15 protein-coding genes and 1 pseudogene are annotated in these 22,545 nt (G+C 62.0%); 6 read left to right on the top strand and 10 right to left on the bottom strand.

The annotated features are described in order from the left end of the window. The first annotated feature begins 143 nt into the window (after positions 1–143). The 3 genes and pseudogenes from RQH62_RS05805 to RQH62_RS05790 all read left to right on the top strand — a co-directional run bounded on the left by RQH62_RS05805 (position 144) and on the right by RQH62_RS05790 (position 2,623). On the top strand, positions 144–1,295 hold the full coding sequence (locus tag RQH62_RS05805) for an alpha/beta hydrolase (RefSeq protein ID WP_311267796.1): 1,152 nt from the start codon (positions 144–146) through the stop codon (positions 1,293–1,295). Continuing rightward, a complete protein-coding gene (locus RQH62_RS05800) occupies positions 1,295–1,693 on the top strand; it encodes a VOC family protein (RefSeq protein ID WP_311267795.1) in 399 nt (132 codons plus the stop codon). Before RQH62_RS05805 ends, RQH62_RS05800 begins: the two co-directional genes overlap by 1 nt. Before the next feature lie 145 nt (positions 1,694–1,838). Continuing rightward, positions 1,839–2,623, top strand: a pseudogene (locus RQH62_RS05790) (IS5 family transposase). Between the two features lie 49 nt (positions 2,624–2,672). Here RQH62_RS05790 and RQH62_RS05785 read toward each other — a convergent pair. The 6 genes from RQH62_RS05785 to RQH62_RS05760 form a co-directional block, all read right to left on the bottom strand. After that, complete coding sequence (locus tag RQH62_RS05785; RefSeq protein WP_311268107.1) at positions 2,673–4,181, bottom strand: alpha-L-arabinofuranosidase C-terminal domain-containing protein; 1,509 nt, start codon at positions 4,179–4,181, stop codon at positions 2,673–2,675. Between the two features lie 89 nt (positions 4,182–4,270). Next, positions 4,271–5,137, bottom strand: coding sequence for an NAD(P)-dependent oxidoreductase (locus RQH62_RS05780; RefSeq protein WP_311267793.1), 867 nt, complete (start codon positions 5,135–5,137; stop codon positions 4,271–4,273). Then, on the bottom strand, positions 5,134–6,312 hold the full coding sequence (locus tag RQH62_RS05775) for an L-rhamnonate dehydratase (RefSeq protein ID WP_311267792.1): 1,179 nt from the start codon (positions 6,310–6,312) through the stop codon (positions 5,134–5,136). The genes RQH62_RS05780 and RQH62_RS05775 overlap by 4 nt, the downstream gene beginning before the upstream one ends. Further along, positions 6,309–7,583, bottom strand: coding sequence for an MFS transporter (locus RQH62_RS05770; RefSeq protein ID WP_311267791.1), 1,275 nt, complete (start codon positions 7,581–7,583; stop codon positions 6,309–6,311). Before RQH62_RS05770 ends, RQH62_RS05775 begins: the two co-directional genes overlap by 4 nt. A gap of 1 nt (position 7,584) precedes the next feature. Further along, complete coding sequence (locus RQH62_RS05765; RefSeq protein WP_311267790.1) at positions 7,585–9,261, bottom strand: GH39 family glycosyl hydrolase; 1,677 nt, start codon at positions 9,259–9,261, stop codon at positions 7,585–7,587. Positions 9,262–9,287: 26 nt separating this feature from the next. Further along, entirely contained in the window at positions 9,288–11,957 is a 2,670-nt protein-coding gene (locus tag RQH62_RS05760; protein WP_311267789.1) for a TonB-dependent receptor, read from the bottom strand. 185 nt (positions 11,958–12,142) lie between these two features. Here RQH62_RS05760 and RQH62_RS05755 point away from each other — a divergent pair, with 185 nt between their 5' ends. Next, on the top strand, positions 12,143–12,871 hold the full coding sequence (locus tag RQH62_RS05755; protein ID WP_311267788.1) for a FadR/GntR family transcriptional regulator: 729 nt from the start codon (positions 12,143–12,145) through the stop codon (positions 12,869–12,871). A gap of 168 nt (positions 12,872–13,039) precedes the next feature. On the opposite strand, the gene RQH62_RS05750 is transcribed toward RQH62_RS05755, so the two are convergent. Together RQH62_RS05750 and RQH62_RS05745 are read right to left on the bottom strand one after the other, a co-directional pair. After that, positions 13,040–16,018: a TonB-dependent receptor domain-containing protein gene (locus RQH62_RS05750; protein WP_311267787.1), complete on the bottom strand. Its 2,979-nt coding sequence runs from the start codon at positions 16,016–16,018 to the stop codon at positions 13,040–13,042. 137 nt (positions 16,019–16,155) lie between these two features. Beyond that, positions 16,156–19,179: a glycosyl hydrolase family 28-related protein gene (locus RQH62_RS05745; RefSeq protein WP_311267786.1), complete on the bottom strand. Its 3,024-nt coding sequence runs from the start codon at positions 19,177–19,179 to the stop codon at positions 16,156–16,158. Between the two features lie 215 nt (positions 19,180–19,394). Here RQH62_RS05745 and RQH62_RS05740 point away from each other — a divergent pair, with 215 nt between their 5' ends. After that, on the top strand, positions 19,395–19,874 hold the full coding sequence (locus RQH62_RS05740; protein ID WP_311268106.1) for a gluconokinase: 480 nt from the start codon (positions 19,395–19,397) through the stop codon (positions 19,872–19,874). Between the two features lie 14 nt (positions 19,875–19,888). Here RQH62_RS05740 and RQH62_RS05735 read toward each other — a convergent pair whose 3' ends face one another. Together RQH62_RS05735 and RQH62_RS05730 are read right to left on the bottom strand one after the other, a co-directional pair. Beyond that, complete coding sequence (locus RQH62_RS05735; RefSeq protein ID WP_311267785.1) at positions 19,889–20,566, bottom strand: FCD domain-containing protein; 678 nt, start codon at positions 20,564–20,566, stop codon at positions 19,889–19,891. Positions 20,567–20,578: 12 nt separating this feature from the next. Beyond that, complete coding sequence (locus RQH62_RS05730) at positions 20,579–21,925, bottom strand: gluconate:H+ symporter (RefSeq protein ID WP_311267784.1); 1,347 nt, start codon at positions 21,923–21,925, stop codon at positions 20,579–20,581. 315 nt (positions 21,926–22,240) lie between these two features. On the opposite strand from RQH62_RS05730, the gene RQH62_RS05725 reads away from it, so the two are divergent. Then, on the top strand, positions 22,241–22,528 hold the full coding sequence (locus RQH62_RS05725; RefSeq protein WP_405053523.1) for a response regulator transcription factor: 288 nt from the start codon (positions 22,241–22,243) through the stop codon (positions 22,526–22,528). Positions 22,529–22,545 lie beyond the last annotated feature (17 nt).

Raw genomic sequence — 22,545 nt, 5'->3', positions numbered from 1 at the left:
GCAGGATGCTCGTGCGACGGTCAAAGCCAATTCATCGATACCGTAGTTCCACAAATTCAATTTGATCGGCGCTTGGGCCAACGCTCTTAATAGCTTGTGATAATCTGCGTCCGGCTCATGAGCCGACCCAAAAAGGATGCCCGATGTTCGAACCTTTCCCCGGAAATTATGTCTGGAATCTCGCGACGAATCTGGCCCTTGTCTGCGGCGGCAATCATGGCGAAATCGACGAAGCCAACCGCCCGATCATGGACGCGGCAAAGGCCGGTGCGGACGCTGGCAGCGCACAAATGTTCGATAGCTGGATCAAGGTCGCCGATCAGGTTGCGGCCAATGCGCAGGCAGATGAGGCACAGGGCTATGCCCTGTCAGCCGGCACCAAATATCTGCGCGCGTCGGGCTATTATCTGGCCGCCGAACGGATGCAGAGCCGCGACTATGCCCCGCGCTGGGCGGCCTATGAAAAAGGCATGGACCTGTTCCACAAGGGCGCGAAACTGCGCGGCCTGCATGTCGACAAGGTGGAAATTCCCTATGAAGGCGGCAGCTATACCGGCATCTTCTATCATGACGGATCGGGCACGCCCCGCCCCGCTTTAGTGTCGGTCAACGGCCTTGATTCCATGAAGGAACAGGTGTGCATGGCGGGACATGGTCAATCCAATCTGGAACGCGGCATCAATACGCTGTTCATCGACCAGCCGGGCACCGGCGAAGCGATCCGCAAACGCGACCTGCCCGCCATTTATGATGGCGAACGCTGGGGTACGCCCGCGCTGGAATATCTGCTGACGCGCGACGATGTGATCCATGACCGGATCGGTATTTTCGGCCTGTCCTTTGGCGGTTACCATGCGCCGCGCATCGCCGCGAACGAACCGCGCTATGCCTTGTGCGCGGTGATGGGGGCCAATCATGTCTGGGGCAAGCGCCAGCGCGAACGTGTCGTCAATGAAGGCGAAAACCCCGTGCCCCATTATTGGGACCATGTGATGTGGGTGTTCGGCATCAATGATCGCAACGTATTTCTGGAATATGCGGATCGGATCACGCTCGACGGGCAGGTGGAAAAGATCCAGGTCCCCTTCCTTATCACACATGGCGAAAATGATCGGCAAATCCCGGTTTTCAATGCGCAGCGCAGCTATGATCAGGCGGTCAACAGCCCCGCGCGCCACATGCGCATCTTCACCGCGAAGGATTTCGAGGTTGAACATTGCGGCGCCGACAACGGCACGGGCATGCGCGACTATATCGCCGACTGGTGCGCCGAAACCTTCGCGAAGATCGGCTGATGACCGATTTCACCTTTCACCATGGCGGCATCTCCGTTCCAAATCTGGAGGAAGCGATCCACTGGTACGCCCGCGTGCTGGGCTTCGAGCTGGAAAGGCGCTTCTATATCGACGCGGCCCGGTCGCACACAGCTATGGTTCGCAAGGGTTCGCTGCGCTTCGAAATCTTCGAGGTCGACGGCGCCGCTCCACTGCCCGAAGACAGGCGCTCTCCCCCGCTCGACCTCAAAACCCATGGCAATAAGCATGTCGCCTTCCAAGTCGCCGATCTGGAAGCTTTTCTTGAGGATATGGAAGCCAAGCAGGCTGATATTGCTTTCATCGTGCGGGAAGCATTCGGGAAGGGTTGCTTCATCCGCGACTGCGCCGGCAATCTCATCGAATTTGTCGAGGGCTGACAGTCCAAATGGCGACAAGCGGGCGGCCAGTTATCGAACGCTTGCACCGAACGGCTTTGTATCTCGACTTCGGCTAGGCTGCGTTGACAAAGTGGATTCCCAATTGGCCTGATTTCTGATTCAGAGCTTCTCTTTGCGAGGAGCAATGATGGGCCGGGGCGATCTAACGGACGAGGAATGGGATGTGATTGCGGGGCTTCTGCCGTCGGAGCGCGGTCGCAAGTCCCGTCCTGCCCATGACAACCGGCGTTTCCTCAACGGAATGCTGCATGTGTTGCGTGTCGGCTGTCCGTGGCGGGATATGCACGAACGCTATGGTCTGTGGAATTCGGTCCATGTGCGGTTCCGGCGCTGGGCCGAACAAGGCGTGTGGGATGCGATCCTGGCGACATTGGTGGAATTGGGACTGACCGACGACTGGCAGCACATGATCGACAGCACCATAGTTCGCGGCCATGTTTCGGCAGTGGGCGGAAAAGGGGGGCTTGTGCGCAGGCTCTTGGTCGATCACGCGGCGGCTTTACGTGCAAGGTCCACGCCTGCTGTGACAATCAGGGACGCCCTATCGGCTTCATCCTGACCGGCGGTGAAGCATCCGATTATGGTGCTGTCGATGCCCTCATGGCGATCCCCGTTACCACGCCCAAGGCGCTGCGGGCCGACAAGGGCTATGACGGCGATGCTGTCCGCCAAAATCTGCTGATGCACGGCATCCTGCCGATCATCCCGTCCAAGGCCAATCGCCGCGAACCCATTCCCTGCGACTTTCGCCGCTATCGTGACCGAAACCGCATCGAGCGCATGTTCGGGCAACTCAAGCAGTTCCGCCGTGTCGCCACGCGATACGACAAAACTGCTCTATCCTTCGCAAGCTTCCTAAACCTCGCCGCCATTCGCAAATGGCTGTCACACTTTGTCAACGCGGCCTAGCTTATGGCTCTTACCAGAGCTTATCGGCTACAAGTGCGCGCTGCCGGGTTCAACGCAGGCTCAGCATTACCACGCTGTGGGGCGGCAGTGCCATGGTCACCCCGTCGTCCGTCCGCGTCGCACCGTCGAACGCCGCTGGCCGCACCACATCCGGCGATGCGAAATCGTTGTGCGACTGGACATCGGGGGCGGTCAGGATGCGGCCCTCAATGGTGGAAGCCGTCACGCCCTGGAGTTTCGCCGTTACGGTGACGGACCGGTTGGCATCCGTGTTGGTGAAGGCGATATGGACCCGACCTGCCTTGTCCCGTGCTGCCGCTGCACTGACTGCGGGAGCCGTCCATTGGTCCTTGTTGTACCAGGGGGACGTCAGGTCCAGCGGCAAAAAGGTCGCGTCCTGAAACACCTTGTACATGTCGAACACATGATAAGTAGGGGTCAGCACCATTTTGTCGTCCTTAGTCAGGATCATCGCCTGAAGGACATTCACCATCTGCGCGATATTGGTCATGCGCACCCGATCGGCATGGCGAGCGAACAGATTGATGTTGAGTGCAGCGATGATCGCATCGCGCATGCTGTTCTGCTGATACAGGAAGCCGGGATTGGTACCGGGCTCCACATCTGTCCAGATGCCCCATTCGTCCACAGCCAGATTGACCCGCTTTTCCGGATCATATTTGTCCATGATCGCGCCATGTTTTTCCAGCAACTCCTCCATGACGAGCGTGCTGACAAGGGTGCGGGCATAGTCGGTTTCGGTAAAGTCGGTCGCCGATCCCTTCACCTTGCCGCGCGTGGGATGGGTGTAATAATGCAGGCCGATACCGTCGATCGCCTTGCCCGCGACCCGCATCATCACGTCGGTCCAGTCATAGTCCCGACTGTTGGCGCCGCTCGCGATCTTGAGGATTTTCGTGCCGCGCGGCGATTTGACGAATGTGGCGTAGCGGCGGGTGACGTCGGCGGCATAATCAGCGCGCATATTGCCGCCACAGCCCCATAGTTCATTGCCGATGCCGAACATCGGCAGCTTCCACGGTTCCTTGCGCCCGTTCTTCGCCCGCTCGTCCGCCAGCGTGCCGGCAGGCGCGGTCATATATTCGACCCACTCGGCCATTTCCGCCGGGGTGCCATTGCCGACATTGCCCGACACATAGGCTTCCGCCCCGATCAGTTCGGCAAAGTCCATGAATTCATGGGTGCCGAAGCTGTTGGGTTCGGTCACGCCACCCCAATGCGTGTTGATCTTGACCGGGCGCTGGCTGCGCGGGCCGATCCCTTCGCGCCAATGATATTCGTCGGCGAAACACCCACCCGGCCAGCGCACCACCGGCACGTTGAGCGCCTTCAGCGCGGCTACGACATCGTTGCGATAGCCGCGCGTGTTAGGGATCTTTGAGTCTGGTCCAACCCAGATGCCGCCATAAATACCATAGCCCAGATGCTCGGCAAACTGGCTGAAGATGCGGCGGTCGATGATGGCACCGGGCCGGTCCCCGTGCAGCGTGGCGGTCGCGGTCAATGCCGTCGCGGCTGGCGCGCTGACCTGTGCCATCGCAGGCGACAGCGGCGTCATGATCGTCGCCGCGAACAACGAGATGGACAGGTGAAAGCGCTTCTTCATTGATCGTCTCCCATTCTCTTTCAGGCTTTTCTGAGCGGCTCCACGATTGCCGCTATGTCGCGCAGCCCCTCTCCCGCTGCATCGGCATCCAAGAAACGCTGCCGTGCAGCAGTCGCGATGCTGGATCGGATGCCGGCATCGGCCAGCGCCTGCGCCGCATAGCCCAGATCCTTGGCCATCAATGGTACCAGGAAATGCGGCGCATAATCACGGTCGAGCATGCGACGACCGACACCCTTCACCATCGGGCTGGCAGGCGCGCCATCGAAGAGGATCGACATGGCCTGCTCGATGTCGAGGCCATGTTTCTCGAACAAGGCAATCGCTTCGGCAAGGCTGGCCGCCTGGACGCCGCACAGGAAATTATTGGCGAGCTTGACCGTCGCGGCGCTGCCGACCGGGCCAAGATGAACCAGTGCTCCGCCCATTGCATCGAATGCCGGGCGAGCGGCGTTGATCACGTCGACATCGCCACCGACAAGGAAACGGAGCGTGCCTTGCGCCGCCTGATCACGACTGCCAGTCACGGGGGCTTCCAGGAAGCGGACATCCCGTGCGGCCGCTTCGCGTGCCAGATCGAACACCCAGTCGCCAGTCAGGGTGCTGGATTCGATTGCGATCGCACCCGATACCATGGCCGCAAGCGCACCACCCTGGCCAGTCCAGATCATGCGTGACACATCGTCATCGGCAAGCATGGCGATGACGATGGCTGCGCCGGTTGCCGCATCGGCCGGAGAGGCGGCGACACGCGCGCCTACCTCAGCCAAAGCCACTGCCTTGTCCGCACTGCGGTTCCACACCGTCACGTCGAACCCGGCCGCAAGCAGTTGCCCCGCCATGCCGGATCCCATGATGCCCAGTCCCAATATCGCTATTTTCATCATCCGATCACCTTGAAGCGCGAGAGAGCGGCCTCATCTATTTCGAGGCCCAGACCGGGCAGAGTGTCGTCCAGATCGATATGGCCGTCCACTGCCTGCGGTTCACCCTTGAAAATGTACCAGAAGAGTTCGTTGCCGACTTCGACATCGACCATCGGGAAATATTCCGCGATCGGGCTGTTCAGGCTGGCCATGACGACATGATAATTATGCATCTGTCCGGCGTGCGGAACGACGGGGATGGAATAGGCCTCGGCCAGCGCCTGGATCTTCCGTGCGGCAGTGATACCGCCGACGCGGTTGGTGTCGAACTGGAAATAGTCGAGCGCTTTCGCCTCGATCATCTGGCGGAAACCGTAGCTGGTAAATTCATGCTCCCCTGCCGCGATCGGCGTGGTGCCGAAGCGGCGTAGTTCATGATATCCGTTGATATCGTCTGGGATGATCGCCTCTTCCAGCCAGCGCAGATTGAACGGTTCGATGAGGCGCATCATCCGCTTCGCATAGTCGAGGCTCCAGCCCATATAGGCATCGGCCATGATGTCGATTTCGTCGCCCACGGCTTCGCGCACGGTGCGGATCAATTCCACATTGCGGGCCATGCCTTCCGCGCCGTCGATCGGCCCCCAGCCGAAACGCAATTTCATCGCCTTGTAGCCCTGCGCCTTGTAGGCGGCGGCCTCCTGCGCCAGTTCGTCGAGCGGAACCGAATAAAGCCGGCTGGCATATACGGGAATCTGGGCTTTGGTCCGGCCACCGAGCAGCCGGAAGACGGGTTGTTTCGCAGCCTTGCCCATCAAGTCCCAGATGGCGATGTCGAGCGCGGAGATGGCGACCAACGCCACGCCCTTGCGTCCGAAGGCCATCGTCTTGCGATACATATGCTGCCAGAGGAACTCGCTGTCCCATGGGTTCTGGCCAATCAGCAAAGGTGCGAGATACTGGTCGATCAATTGCTTGGTGACGAGTGGCGCGAGCGCGGCATTGCCGATGCCGACCAGCCCCTGATCGGTGAAGATTTCCACGATCAGCCAGCCATGGAAGGTGAAGGTGCCCATGGTTTCGGGCGACAGCATCGGCGACACCAGATCCATGGGGTTAGTGCAGAAGTGCGGTGGCAGGGGCACGGTGTCGCCTTCCCACTGAACGACGCGGGTGCGGATTTCGGTGATTTTCAAGAGACGGCCTTTCGGGTGAAGATGAGTGGCGTAATGCGAGGGATGGAGAGGCAGATCAGCGCGAAGGCGATCAGGTGCAGGGTCGCAGCCAGTATGAGGACCGGCGTGTAGCCAAGCCCGGCGTCGAGCGCCCAGCCCGCCGCCTGCCCCATGACGATACCGCCAAAGGCACCGCCAAGGCCCACAAGGCCGGCAAGCCGACCGAGTGCGCGGCGCGGGGCAAGGTCGGTCGGCAAGGTCATGACGAGCGTCGACCAGCTTTGCTGCCCGAAGAAGGCAAGGCTGAAAATCGCAATGACCGCCGCGACTGAAGTGGCGGAGGGTGCAAACATCACCCAGGGCATGCAGGCCGCGCTCAAGGCCAAGGCGATCTTGCGCGCGGCGTTCACCGAGCGGCCGGAGGAAAGGAGACGGCTGGACAGCCAGCCGCCGCACAGGCTGCCGACGCCGGACGCCGCATAGGGAATCCAGCCGATGGTCGCCGCCTGCTTCAGGTCGAAGCCATGCGCTTCGAACAGATATTTGGGGAGCCAGAAGAGATAGAAATACCAAGCCCCGTCGCTGAGGAATTTGGCGGCGACGAGGCCACGCACTTCCCGGCGGGCGAGCAGCATGGTGACTGTCGGGATCGGCGCTGTATCCTCGGCGCTGTATGTCTCTTCGTGTGATGGGGTGCGATAGGTCAGGAACCACCAGAGCGCCCAGAGCAGGCCAAAGCCGCCGGTGATGAAGAAGACCCAACGCCAGCTGGCAAAGTCTAACCAATGACCATAGGCTAGGATGCCCGCGATCAGCGGCGGCGCAACGACCGCCCCCACCGCCGTCCCGGCATTGACGAGGCCCATGGCGGCGGCACGGCGTTCAACTGGGAACCATTCGGCAATGGCGCGGGTCGCGGCGGGGAAGCCCCCGCCCTCCCCCACGCCAAGAGCCAGGCGACTGATCACCAGTGCGGCGATCCCGCCTGCAAGGCCATGGCTGGCGCAGGCGAGCGACCAGAAGATCATGATGATGAGGAAACCGCACCGGGTGCCCACCCGATCCAGCAACCAGCCCCCGCCCAGATACATGAGTCCGTAGGTGGCGAGGAAGGCGGAATCGAGAAACGCCTTGGTCTGATTGCCGATGGGAATGTCGGCCTCGATATATTTGATCGCCCAGGGCAGGGTCTGGCGGTCCAGATAGGAGATGGCGATGGCGACGGTGATCATCGCCGCAATCGTCCAGCGTCCCGCGTGGAGCCGCTCCCTTGCCCGGTCCAGAACCGTCATCTTACTGACCGTCCAGAACCAAGAGCGCGACACCTTGACGCGGCAGTGCCAGAGCGATGCTGGCGGCGCCGCGCGAGCCGGTGATAGCGACTGTCTCCGCCTTCATGACCGACGCGACCTCCAACTGCGCATATTGATCCTGATCAGGCGACTGGGGCGACCCCATCTTTTTCCAGGCGGCAAAGGCATTGGCATGGTCGCCATCGACCCGCCACAGCTTCGCACCGGCTGGCACGACCTTCAGCCCTTTGAGGCTGATCGTCACCTGCGCGGCCGGCCCGGCGACATCATCGTCATGATAATGCCAGAGCAGCAGCGCGACCTTCCCATCCGCCGTGCGGGTCGCGATGGAGCCGATGTCGGCGTCACCCTGGATACCCTTAGCCATCGCCTGATCAAGCGAGATCTGGGCGGCGTTGACGGTCGCCAGCTTCGTGTCACCTAGCTGTGCGAACAAGCGGAAGACGTTGAGGACCGGCAAGTCGACGCCATTGGTCGATAGCTGGCGATACCCTGCAAACCAGGGCTGATCCTCAAATTCGAAGGACCAGGACAACACGCCTTCCAGATTGACCTTCCGCCGCTCCGCCAATTCCCAGATGCGCGCGAAGCTGGCCGCTGTGTAGCTGCTGTACATGGTGCCGTTGCGATAATCATTCTGCGGCCCCGGACAGGCGGCACAACCTTCCGGGTCGCTTTCGCCGATCACCACCGGTTTTGCGGCGAGCGACGGGATCGAAAGAACCTTGGTGAAACCGCGATCGGCTTCTCGCAGATGGGTGGCGATGCCCATGCGAACATGGCCGTCGACAAATTCCGGCTTGCCCTTGGCATGGAAGGACAGGAAGTCGGTCGGCGTGCCAGTCTGGCCGGTCACATAGTTTTTGCCCGACGACACATGTTTCAGGAAGCCATCCATGAAGGCGCCGCCCGCCCCGGCAACGTCCGGCCCGCCAACCCGCGCGGTCGGCAGCGCGCGGCGCACCGCGCCGATCGCATAGTCATGCAGCTTGTAGAATTCCTCCGGCGAGGCGGTCCAGTAGAAAGGCGAGTTGGGCTCGTTCCAGACCTCGAAATACCATTTCTCGACCTCGGCCTTGCCGTATTTCTCGATATTATGGAGCGTCCATTGATAGACCAGCTCCGCCCATTTCTCATAATCCTTGGGCGGATAGGTCCATCCCGTCGCGATCAGCTTGTAATCGAAGCCGGGGCGCCAGCTATGCTGATAGGGCGTACCAGCCGGCGCGGCCGACATGGCTTCGGGCATGAAACCGATCTGAAGATAGGGGCGCACCCCGCGTTCCAGATAGGCGTCGATGATGCCGTCCACCACCTTCCAGTCATAGACCGGCTTGCCATCCTTGGTTTCGGTATAGGCGTTGCTGCTGCCCCATTTGAAAGCGGCGGTGCCATCGCCGCTGCTGAGCAGATTATGAGCACGGAAATAGACTGCGCCCTTTTTCAACTCGCCGAGTTCGACCAGCAGCTTGCGGCCATCCTTCATCGTTGCGTAGTTCGGCTCGTCCGCGCCAAAGAAGCGCCAGACCGGCGGCAGCTTGCCCGCCGGCTTCGCGGTATCCACGCTGATCATGACCTGTCGCGCTTCCTGCGCTAGCACCAGTTGCGGCAGCGCCAGCAGCACCGACAAAGAAGCGATCGTTCGGGAAATCGTCATGGAGCATCCTCTCGATAGGGGCATCTTCAAAGCTTCGCCCGGAAACCGAGAGCGAAGGTGCGCGTGTAGAGAACCGTGTCGCGCGGGTAGAGACTGGGGTCGTTGAAAGACGTCTGGTAAAGATTTTTCAGGACGTTGGTCGCGTCGAATACGACCGTGAACTTCGGATTGATCTCATAGGAGAAGGACAGGTCAAGATTGCTGATCTGGCCATTGGTGATGAAATTGGGATTGACCCCGGTAAAGTGCAGCCCGGCATTATATTTGTCGCGCCAGACATAGGAGGCGCGGCCGGAGAAACCGCCCCTTTCGTAGATGAGCGTGCCCGTGGCCGAATATTTGGACACATTCTGGAACGGAATGTCCATATAGCCAGTGACGCCGGGCAAGGGAGACAGCGCCTTGTTCTTGCCGTCGATATAGGTGCCGTTGGCGCTGATGCCGATGCCCTCCAGCCAACCGGGCACGCCGCGGGGGAAGAAGGTGAAGCCGCCCTCGATCCCCTGCAACTTGCCGGACCCGGAATTTTCCGGGCGGGTAATCTGATAGACGCCATTGTCGGCACCGAGATAGTCGATGTCGAAATTGCTGGTCACCGACTGGATGAAGCCGGTGACGTCGCGGCGGAAAATGGTCGCGGTGATCGAGCTGGACCGGTCGATATACCATTCGAGCGACAGGTCGTAATTGTCCGAGCGGATCGGCTTCAGATCGGCATTGCCGCTAGAACCACGGCCAAAGGGCTGTTGCCCCGGCACGGGCGGGGTCAGCGTCAGTGCGGGGTTGAGTTGTGCGAAGCTGGGCCGGGTAATCGTCTTGCTGGCGGCGAGGCGCAGGAACAGATTGTCCTTCAGCTTGTAGCGCAGCGCCAGGCTGGGCAGCACATCCGTACTCTTGTTGCGGATGGTGACCGGAGAGGTCGCGCCGCGCAGCACCAGGAAGGCGTTGGACGTGATGTCGGTGCGGATGACGCGCACGCCGATCTGGCCGTCAAGTCGACCAACTTCGACATTGGCCTGACCATAGCCGGCATAATTTTTCTCTTCGATGTCGAAATGCTGGGTATCCTGATAGGCTGGATCGCCGGGGGCGAGGCCGAACAATTGGCGCAGCGAGCCGATATTGTTCAACAGATAGTCGGTGGTTGGCGTTGCCCATTGCCGCACGAACTGGCGGGTGCCGGTGTAGAAGTCGCCGGGGGTCACCGTCATCAGGCCGGGCAGGCTGGCAGCCTTGATGCTGTAGCATTGGACCGCGCCGGTAGCCGAGCAGTTGATCGTCTGGGTGAAGCTGTCAGATTTGGCGTCGCGCTTGCTGAGGCGAAGGCCGGCGTCGAGGCCTGAAAAGATCAGGAACGGCGCGCGATAGGACAGGTCGCCGCGCCAGGCCAGTTCCTTGCCGTCGCCGATCGTGCGGGTGGTGGACAGGCGTGAGAGATAATAGCGCGATGGATCGGCCATATCGTCATTGGGCAGGGTAAAATGCGGCGCGCCGGAGCCATCGTTGAACACCGCGTCGGTGCGGGCCGCAATGAAATCCACGTCCAGATTATTGCCGACATCGGTTGCCTTGGACCGGGTGTAGGAAAATTCGGTCGCCGCCTTCCAGTCGCCGCTGGTCCAGTCTGCGCCCAGCGCGCCCTGCCAGCGATCGGCCTTATTCTGGTAGGCGCCACCGAAATTGGCGACGCGGCCGCCGGTGATGCTGAGCGACTGGACCAGCTTCGTGTCGTCCACAAAGACCAGCGGCGACAATAAAGTGCCGTTCATCGACGTGAAATTCTGGTTGCTGTTGCCCCGCTCGCGATAGCCATAGAAGAGGCCGTCAGCGTGGATGGTCAAGCGATCGTCGGGTGCCCATTGCAGCGTGGCGTTGACGGCTGGGCGGGTGCGTGTGCCGATCCGGTCGAAGGCACCGATGACATCGGTGCGGAAGACCTTCGGATCGGTCGGGCTGGTGCCGCGCGGGTCCAGCGGGACGCCCGGCGTATAAGGCGCGCGGCTATTGTCCAGATTATAGCCGAAATAGCCGCCGCTATAGATGGTTTCGTCACGATAGCGGGTCTTGTGATAAGAGACGCTGACCAGCGCACCGATCTCCCCGATGCCGGTCGACCAGCGGTTGCTGATGAGCGCGCTGGCGTAGGGGTCGACCTTGTCTGGCTGCTCGCTATAAACTTCGCGGCCGGCCAGCGCGACCTCCAGCCCCTTGAAGTCGAAGGGACGGCGGGTGCGGACGTTGATAAGGCCGGCAATGCCGCCTTCCAGCTGATCGGCGGAGCGTGACTTATAGACGTCCACGCCCGCGACGAGGTCCGCCGGCACATCGGCCAGTGACAGGGACCGACCGGTGGTGCTGAAGATGTTGCGGCCGTTAACCAGCGTGACGACGTCGGGGAGGCCGCGAATGAGAACGGTCGCAGATTCGCCGCGGGCACGGGGCGACACCTGGATGCCGGGCACGCGCTGAAGCGCCTCCACCACATTATTGTCGGGCAGCTTGCCGATATCTTCGGCCACGACCGAGTCGACCAGTTGCCGGGCATTGCGCTTGATATTCTGCGCCGACGACAGGCTGGCGCGCATGCCCGTGACGATGATGTCGCCGTCGCTGACCGCCGGCGTGTCCTGGGCTGCCGCCGCCTGTGCCATGAGCAAAGCGAACAACGAGATGGACAGCTGAAATGCGTTTTTCATCCGAACATTCCCCTCCGAGTCATTTTTATTTCTCGTACTAGATGACGGTGATTTTTGGCTAATTCAAGCGGTAATTTGACGGAGTAATAAAGTTTGACACCAAACTGCTATTTTTTCTCATACCAATCATAGCGATTTCAGTGGTTCGGACTTGACGACCAGCCCGGCAGGGATGACGAAGGCGCATGACGCAAGCAGACGACCACCCCCTGTCCCGCCCCGCCAGTCCGGCGCAGCGGGCCGTGCACGACCGGATCGCGCATGATCTGGGCATTGCGATCGTGGGCGGGCGATACCAGCCGGGCGACATATTGCCGGGCGAGGAGCGCTACAGCGCCGAACAGGGCGTGTCGCGCACCGCCTATCGCGAGGCTGTGCGCGTCCTTTCTGCCAAGGGACTGGTCTATAGCCGCACCAAGAGCGGGACGCGGATCAACGAGCGGCTGCGCTGGAACATGCTGGATCTGGACGTCCTTGCCTGGATGTTCGAGGCGGGACCGACGCCGGAATTCCTGCGCGACATTTTCGAGTTGCGGAAGGTGGTGGAGCCGGCCGCAGCGGAATTTGCGGCTCTGCGCCGCGATGGACAGGATATTTCCCGGATGGGCCATGCGCTGGAGGAAATGCGCCGCTTCGGGCTACAGACGGCAGAGGGCCGCGCAGCCGATCAGAGCTTCCACCGGCTGATCCTGCTCGCCACGCGCAATGAATCGCTGATCACTCTGGCAACATCGGTCACGGCGGTGGTCGCCTGGACCACGCGCTTTGCCCGCGACGAGCGCAAGGAATCCCGCGATCCCATGCCGGACCATGATGCCGTATTCGATGCGATCATGCGGGGCGAGGGCGAGGAAGCGCGCATGAAGATGCTGGCGCTGATCCGCAATGCGTCAGGGGATGCCGGAATGCTTTGATCGACCTACCGGTTCATTTCTCATACTAGTTGAAAGGTCTGTAATTACGCTTTGTCGGCGACCGCCGGATGGCCGTCCGTAATGCTGACGTCGATATGGCGTAGCCGAAAAGAAGACGTCCCGGTCGTGCAGGACCGGGACGAGGTTGGGGGAAATCAGGGGCGGTTGTCAGAAATTGAAGCGAACACCTGCGCGATAGATGCGACCCAGCGTGTCGTAGAGGGCCGGATTGATGTCCAGACCGGTATTGGTCTGCGGCGAGGCGACCGGGTCCTTGTCGAACAGATTGTCGACCTTCCCATAGATGGACAGGCGATCGCTGAATTTGAAGGTCGCGCCGATATCCACATAGAAGGCCCCCTTCATCTTGTTATAGTCGATGGTCGGGTGGTTCGCGGTCGATGTCGGGCAGGATGACTGGCAGACCACATATTGGTTGCCGAACGTGCCATCGCTGAACCAGCGTTCCTGGACCGTCAGGCTGAACCGGTCGCTGTCATAGGTCTGCACCGCCAGCCATTTCCAGTCGGGCGTGGCGCCATTGTTTGCGCCGGCCTGATCGACCGGGTCGACGCCAGCGATGCCCGCATTGACGATGAACTTGCGGATATGGGTGCCGAGTGCGCGGACGGTGAAATTGCCCGGCAGGCCAAGCGGCTGCTGCCATTGATAGCTGGCCTCGATATCGAAGCCGCTTGTCCGCCAGGAGGCGAGGTTGAACGGCTGGACATTGATATAGTTGAGGCCGGGGTTGGCGTTGTCGAGGCTGAAACCGCCACAGAAGGCCTGATTGCCGTCGAAGCAGAATTGCACGATCTGCTGCGCCGACAGGCTGGAGATGACGCCCTTCAGCTTGATGTCATAATAGTCGAAGGACAGGCTGAGCCCCGGCAACCAGGACGGGCGCGCCAGCACGATGCCGATTTCGGTGTTGCGGGCGATTTCCGGCTTCAGATTGGGATTGCCGATCGTGTTCTGGAACGCCTGCACCGCAGACCCCTGAAACGGATCGCTGAAATTGGGCAGCGTAGTGACGGTCGGCGCCGCGAAAAGTTCCGACAGATTGGGTGCGCGCACGTCGCGCGAGGTGACGGCACGCAGGCGGATGCCGTCGAGCGGTGTGTCCCAGGTACCGCCGACCTTCCATGCCCAGACCGTGCCCGACGTGCTGTAATGGGTGCCGCGACCTGCGGCGTTCAGGTTTGCGCGACCAACAGACTGGCTGTCGAACAGCGGCAGGTCGACTTCTACAAAGCCTTCATAGACTTCATACTTACCCCGGCCATTCTTGTAGTTGCCGGCCGCCCAGTTGCTACCCTGATCCGCGTTCAGTAGCGGGTCGGCCGGATAGGCCGGGCTGTTGGGGCTGAGTGCCGACACGCCGGCGCCATAGGGGTCGGCATTCACGCGGTAAAATTCGCGGCGATATTCACCGCCGAACGCGACCGACACCGGGCCGGCCCACAAGTCGAAAGGGCTACCCGAAAAGTTCAGGCTGGCAACGTCCTGCGTCAGCTTCGTATGCTGGAACGGGCCATTTTCGTGCGGGGCGACATAGGCGAGCGCCGACGCGGAAGGGGTGAAATTGCCGAAGATGTTGATCGGCTGGCAGCCATTGGCGCGGGCCACCGGATCGGCGCAGACGATCGCACCATTCAGTTCGATCGCATTGGCCGCCGCGGCATAGCGGTTCTGGAGGACGATATCCTTCACCCGGATGTCGGAAATGGTGATGCCATGTTCATAATAGGCGTCATAATTCCAGTCAGAGCCGCCGACCTCAAACTTGCCCTTGGCACCGGCGACGAAGCGATATTGCTTGCGATCGGTATAGACTTGCGGGTCGGGGAAGGACGCGTTGCTCGAGCCGAAACCGAAGGATGTGACGCCAGCCGTCGCGCAGGCATCGCGCACCGATTGCGGCAAATAGGGGTTGGCGCACTGGACGGTCAGGTTCGCACGGCCATAGCCTGGGCTGGGCTGGTTGTTGGTCTTCACCTGCGCCACGTTCACCGTGAGATAGGCTTCATTGTCCGGCGCGAAGTCGAAACCGATCCGGCCATAACCGTTGATGCGCTCCAGTTTGGACTTGAGCGAGGCGCCGGATCCGGGCGCGCCCGACAGATCCCCGCCTTCGCAGAAGCTGTTGCCGCGATAGCAGTTGGTGACGGCACCGGTGCCGGTCGGCGTGCCGTTCGAGCCGTAATTGAACTGATAGGGCGTGCCGTCCGGGGCGAAGGCAATGCCCTGGAGCGGACCATTGTTGATGAGGCCGTAGCGCGCATATTGATAGGGCTGCGCATAGTCGCGATAATTGAATTGCGGCAGGCCATTGTTGGTCTGGCCGGTATTCATCAGCGTGGTCGCGCGATACCAGTTGCGGCTGCCGGCCAGATCCGTGCCGAAATCGCCTGCACCGACGCCGCCTTCATGATCATATTCGCCGCTCAGCACGACATGCAGGCGATTGTCCATGAAGGATTTGCCATAAGCCGCCTGTACCAGCGCCGTTTCATCATCGCCATATTTGGTGATGCTGCCCAGAATATTGCCCTTGAACCCTTCGAAATGCGTGTCGGTGATGAAGTTGACGACGCCGCCAACCGCGTCAGACCCGTAGGAGGCGGAGGCACCGCCCGTTACGACATCGACCCGCTTGACCAGCAATTGCGGGAACATGGAGATATCGGGAACACCGGTCACGTTGGCGCCGACGACGCGCTGGCCATCGAGCAGGGTCAGGGTGCGGATCGGCTGAAGGCCGCGGAGCGAGAAGGAACTGAGACCCTGCTGGCCGCTGGACGTGCTGAAGGTACCGGTTGCCGCGCCGGTCGATCCCTGAAGCGAGGGCAATTGCGCGATCGTGTTGAAGATATTGGGCTGCGCATTATTGGCGATCTGCTCTTCGCCGATCACCGTGGTCGGGGTGGGCGCATTGAAACCGCTGGTGGTGATGCGCGATCCAGTGACTACAATATCCGCGGCGCGGGGCGCAGCAGCATCGTCCGCCTGATCCTGCGGCGCGATGCTCTGGGGCTGGGGCGCCGGCGCCGTCTGGGCCTGCGCCATGCCGGCCAGCGCCATGGTCGCGACCGCCGCCAGGCTGACGCCGGCCAGTTGCCGATGGATTGCAATCGTCACTTTCATGGATCCTTCCCCTTTATATCCGGCCACCCCTCCCGGAGCCGGTACGCCCATGGCGGGCGGTTATCCGAAACCTATCTTCGCGCCCTGCCCGCCGCACTTAAGACATAGGTCGTAGATGCGGCAGGAAGCCCGGTTTTTCAGAGCTTTGCCGCATAGAGCGCGTGATGTGTCAGGATGAAAAGCGTCCGCTTGTCCGGCCCACCGAACAGTATCTGCAAGGGGCGATCGGGCACGTCGATGCGCCCCGCCTCCTTGCCATCGGGGCCGTAGATGAAGACCTGTCCGTTCGCGACATAGACGCGGCCCTGGCCATCAACCGCGACGCTCTCGCCGCCGCGATTGGCAAAGCGCTTGAGGTTGGTCAACGTCCCGCCCGCACCCACGGTGCCGCTATAGGTGACATTCTCCGACCCGTTGGTGACGAACAGGCGCTCGCCCGGCTTGCCGCCGATCAGGCCATTGGCGTTCAGGCTATCGGACCAACGCCAGCCGGTGTGATCGATCGGTCCCTGTTGCCACACGCGGAAGGCGGGCAGGGACAGGCTGCCATCGGGCGAGAGATACTCCTTCGCCTTCGGCGAGCCGACATCGCGCGCGAACATCTCGGCGAGCGTCGTGAACTCGTAGGTCTTGTGGTCGAGCTGGTCGCGGAATTCGCCATTATTCCACCAGTTGACCGGCAGCAGCGTCTTCGCCGCGCCGCCAGCCCGCACCGGGGTCGGCTGGATCAGCGTCATCTGGTCCTTCGGTCCTTCGGGATCGACCGAATAGACGCCGCCCTTCGGACCCAGCGAGGACAGCACGAGCAGATGCCCCGATCCGTCGATCGCCAGATTGACCGGGTCGAGCGCATTGTCGCGGACGATTTCCAGCCCCTTCGCTTCGGTCCAGCGATGGATGCGCTGGAACCGGCGGTCGATGAAATAGAGCGCCCCCCCGGCATCCACCGCCGCGCCGGAGATCGACCAGAAACCGTCCTCCAGTTTCTCGACCTTGGCGCTGCTGGGTGAGTCCGGCACGATCTTGCGGTCGGCTGCGCCGATATCCAGTTTAGCGAACTCGCGCTCGCGCACGAACAGCTTGCGGCTTACATCCTCGATCGCATTGTCGAACGGATATTTGCTGGCTCGCAGGAAGGTGCCGCAGCCTTCGTCGTCGCAGGTCGCAAAGCCGCTTTCGGCATTGATATGGACGTTGCGGAAGCGGATATCGCTCGAATTGGTGAGCTTCACCGCGCTTTTTTCCGGCGCATAGGTGCGCGTCACGCGATAGCCATGATAGTTGGCGAACAGCAGGTTCTTCGAATTGCGAATGTCGAGCGAGATGGCGTCCGGGCCGTCATCGACCTCCTGCTCTGTCTGGGGAGCGAGAAACTCCCAATTCTGGACATTGTCGAGGACGATCTCGTTGCGGGCATGATGTTCGACCGACATTTCATAGACATGGCCGGGCGTACTGGTGTTGGTGATGTGCAGGCCGGACTGGGCGAAGCTGTTGGGACTCCACACATCGGCGAAGGTGCCCCCGCCGCCGTCCGTCACCCAGATGCTGGGATATTGGGCATCAAGGCGCCCGTCCGTGACCGGATCGCCGGTGTTGACACGCAATGCGCCCAGCATCTTGCCATCGGCGGTCGGGGTGCCGCCGCCGCCCATGATCTTCACATCCTCGACCAGACTCTTCTCCCCCGACCGCCATAGCAAGGCGGACGCGCGCGGGTTGATCCGGCCGGTGAACAGGCCAAGGCCCGACAGGATATTGTCGCCACCTCTGGGGCTTTCGAGGATCGGCAGCACCGGGCCGAGGCCGGAATGGGCGGGATTATCATCGGGAATGTAGAGTTGCGTGATGGCGGGGTGCAGGCCGATCAGCACGCTGTCGGGGCGTAGCGTCAGCCTGTCCGTCACCTTGTAGAAGCCGACCGGGAAATAGAGGATGCGATGGTTGTCGATCGCCTTCTGGATCGCGGCGGTATCGTCGGCCTTGCCGTCGCCCATAGCGCCCAGCGTGCGGACATTGACCCATTCGCGCATCGGCGGCAGGTCGCGGATTGCGCCTTCGCGCGGGGCGGGCAGGGCGGGCAGGGAATGGATATCCGCCTCTGTCTTATATTCTCCGGTATGGCCGATGTCGGGAATGGCGAGGCCGTAGGAGAAATTGGCGACCTTATAGGCCTTGCCCTTGCCGTCCACGGTCTTGCCGCTGTTCCGGAAACGGGCGAAGACCGGGCTGTTCTCGACAAGCGCGTTTTCGAAACCGATCTGGGTGAAGACATTTTTCTCGTTGGAGATGACGACACCGGCCTTCGATATATTTTCGAAGCGGACATCCTTGCCCCAGAGGCTGTCGCTATAGCCGCGGTCGATCTCGATCCCGACAGGTGTGTTGCGGATCGCGACATTGACGAGGGTCAGGTCAACCTCATGCTCGCGGATGGCCGCGTCGCGCTGGCCATCGAAGCTGGAATCGAGCAGGGTGAACTGCCAGGCGGGGGAGGTCTTTTCCGTGACGATGCCATAGCGGCCGCCCTGAAAATGGACATTGTCGATAACGTTGCCCGCCTGATAGACGCCGGCGAAGGCAGTCCCGAGGCGGAACTCCATATGGCTGAGGAACGCATGTTGCGCCATGCGGAACCGCACGCCCGCCGCCGCCGGATTGCCCGCGCCGATCTCGATATCGACATTGCTCATCGACGAATAGAAGGTGCCGGAGTTGGCGTCGCGCACCACTTTGTCGCGCGGCACGACGGTCGGCACCGGGACCGGCACCTTGCCGACCTGATACTGGTCGCCACCCGCGAAGATGACCATGGTCGATACGCCCTGCTGGAAGCCCGGCGTGTTGGCGCCCAGCAACAGGACCGGACGGGTCGACCCGACGCCATAGACGCGCACGCCCGCCGGGACGATCAGCGATCGGGTGATGCGATAGGTGCCCGACGGCAGGAAGACGATGCCATGGCCGGTCTTGTCGCGGGCCTGATCCAATGCCTGCTGGATCGCCGCGCTGTCATCCGCCTTGCCGTCGCCCTTCGCCTTGACTGTGACGGCATGGGGTTCGTCCGGTGCGACCGGGAAGACCGATGTGCCGGCGGCCCAGGCCGGCGCTCCAAGGGTGGTCGCCGCCAGCAAAGCCGCGATCATGTTGCGTCCGATCATAGCCGCCTCTCCATATGATTGTCGTGCGTGCAGGGCTAAAAGCCGGGGCGGGCTTTGGCACTTGCGACATAGGTCGTAGTTTTCAGCCCACTGCCTGCCCTTTTATAGCCGCGCAGGCCCCGGCGATGCCCGCCGGGCCATGTTCGCCTGCAAGGGACGCCGTCGTGCCGTCATTCGCCCATCGCGACAGACCCCAGCCCCTCGCCCTGATCGTCATGGGGGTCAGCGGTTGCGGCAAGTCGACGCTCGGCGCGCTGCTGGGCGACGCCATGAATTGCCCCTTTCTGGAAGGGGACAGTTTTCATGCGCCCGAAGCGATCGAGAAGATGCGCGGCGGGCAGCCATTGACGGACGCGGATCGCTGGCCCTGGCTCGACCGGCTGGGCATTGCGATTGCGACAGCGAGTCAGACACATGGCGCGGCAGTTGCGGCCTGTTCCGCCTTGCGGGCCGTGTATCGCGATCGGCTACGGTCAGCGGTCGGCAGCCAACTGCGGTTCGTGCTGCTGGACAATAGCCGGGAGGCGTTGCTGGCACGGCTGAACAACCGGCCGGGCCATTATATGCCCGCCACTTTGCTGGACAGCCAGATCGCGACGCTGGAGCGACCGTTGCCCGATGCACAGACGCTGATCCTGACCACCGATGTCGCGCCGGACGTGTTGCGAGACAAGGTGCTGGACTGGCTCGCCTGACCCGCGACGGGCCATCAGGGCATCAGGCGACGGCGCCCTTCCCACAGATGCCAGCGCATGGCGAGCGCAGCGCCCTCCGGGTCTTGCGCGCGGATGGCAGCGACGATCTGTTCATGTTCGCGCAGCATCGTGGCGATGACGTCGGGCGGGCGGGAGCGGCTGATATCGACGCCCGCCCGCATGATCTTATCCACATCGCCATGCAGCGCATCGAACGCGATCAGGAAGGCGGGATTGCCGGTCGCCTCGGCAATGCGGCGATGCAGTTCCATATCCTCGACATGGGCGGGTTCACTGGAGAGCAGCGCGGCGCGCAGCATTTCCATGCCTTCTTCCACATAAGCTATTTCCTGCGCGGTGCGGCGGGTGGCGGCCAGGCGCGCCGCCTCCGCCTCCAGCACGAAGCGCACTTCATAGCTGCCCAGCGTCGTTGGTAGCTCGGTAGACGGCATGAACATGGCGAGCCGGTCGGACGGGCGGCTCTTGACGAAGGAACCGGCGCCGCGACGCGCCTCCGTAATGCCGTCCGATGCCAGCCGCATCAGCGCTTCACGCACGATCGCGCGCGATACGCCGAACATTTCCGCCAGACGCGCCTCCGATGGCAGGCGCGCGCCAACCTCCAGACCGTCAGACTTTATGATGTCGACGATCTGGGCATAGACATGGTCGGAAAGGCGCGTCTGGCTCATCATGCTCCCTAGTTAGAAGATGCTGCTGGCGACAAGCACCAATAGCAGGCCGACGACCGCAACCACCGTCTCCATGATCGACCAGGTGCGGAAGGTGCCGGGCATGTCGGTGCCCAGATAGCTTTTCACCAGCCAGAAGCCCGGATCGTTGACATGGGAGAAGAAGAGCGAACCGGCGCCGATGGCTAGGACCATCCATTCCGGGTCCACGCCGGACGCTGCGACCAACCCCTGCATCACGCCAGCGGTGGTAATGGTCGCCACCGTGGCCGACCCCGTCGCAAGGCGGATGCAGACCGACACGCCCCAGGCGAGCAAAATCGGGGAAATCGCACCGCCCTGCGCAATGCGGACCAGCATGTCGGACAGGCCAGCCGTCACCAGCACCTGTTTCAGCGCGCCGCCTGCGCCGATCGCCAGGATGATGCCGCCGGCGGGTGTCATCGCTTCAGTCCAGATCGCATTCTGAACGGTGCGATCGGTGATGCGGCCGCCGAACAGCAGCGGCAGTGCCACCAGCACGGCGACCAGCAGGGCGACGACCGGATCGCTGACCCAGGCGAGCCAGTGGAAATGCGCCGCGACGGCGGGCGGCAACAGCGCAACCGCCTGACCGGCCGCGATTAGCACGACCGGCAGCAGCACGGCGGTCAGCGTGCGACCGACCGATGGCGTGGCAACGTCGATCTTCACCGGATCGAGCAGTGGTGGGTTGAGCTTGACACCGGGCGCGGTGAAGCGCGCCAGCAGCGGGCCGGCGATGATCGCGGTCGGGATACCGATGATAAGGCCATAGAGGAGGGTGAGGCCGAGATTGGCCCCCAGCGCATTGACCGCCAGCAGCGGCCCCGGATGCGGCGGCACCAGCGCATGGACCACCGACAGGCCCGACAGCGCCGGCAGCATCAGACGCAATTTGGCGGTATCACCATTCTGCCCGGCGGGGAGCGCCGCCGCCGCCGAGGCTACGATCGGCAAGAGCAGGACAAGGCCAGTTTCGAAGAAGAGCGGCAGGCCGATGACGATGGCGGTGAACAGGCTGGCCCAGGGCGCGCCGCGCACGCCCGACAGTCGCAGCGCCGCGCGCGCCAGACCGCCCGCGCCGTCCGACAATTGCAGCATCGCGCCAAGGCCAAGGCCCAGCGCTACGACAAGGCCGGTGCCGCCCAATATGGCGCCGGCCCCCTTTTCCACCGCCTTGGCCGTTTCCTCCATCGGCAGGCCAGCGAGCAACCCGACGGTGAAGGCCCCGCAGAGCAGGCCGACAAAAGGATGGAGGCGGCCCCGGATGATAAGGGCGATGGACAAGGCGATGCCCGCGATGGCGGCCAGGACAAGCCGATAGTCCGCCGGACTCACCTTGCCTGCGCCTTATGATCAGCGAAGAACCTTAAATCGGCAAGCGCTGCCGAGCGACATAGTGATAGCGCCATCCTCTCCCCCCATCATATCGCGCTGAAATCCAGCGATTCCGCTCCCGCGGCTTAAAATCTGTTAGACAGATTATAGAGGATAATTGAGAACATCCTAGATATTTCGTTAGGTCATTCCATTTTTTGCTTGAAGCTGTCTGACTGATTCTATTACTGTTAGCGGTACCGAGTCCGATGCAGCCAGCGGCCAAAAGCTGGCGCACCCTTGTCGGACCGAACAGGGAGAGGACGGATGCACTTCGTGATGGATTTGCACGATAGTCTCGATCAGCAAGCATATGGACGGATCGACCATAGGGGCGCCGAACCGCCCCGCTTGACCCCGACCCAGATGAAGGTGCTGCGCTGTGTCCATTCGGGGCTGCTCAACAAGCAGATCGCCTATGAGCTGGGCATGGCCGAGGCCACGGTGAAGGTCCATATGACCGCGCTGATGCGCAAGCTGAACGTCCGCAACCGCACCCAGGCAGCGATCGCCGCCCGCAATCTGGGCTGGTTGCGCCCGGCGCTCAGCCGCGTGGCGGACTGATCGCCCCTGAATGGGAG

The sequence above is a fragment of the Sphingobium sp. WCS2017Hpa-17 genome, assembly GCF_031843765.1.
GTDB lineage: Bacteria > Pseudomonadota > Alphaproteobacteria > Sphingomonadales > Sphingomonadaceae > Sphingobium.
The sequence above is the reverse complement of the archived record's forward strand: the minus strand, read 5'-3'. Positions and strand labels throughout refer to the sequence as shown.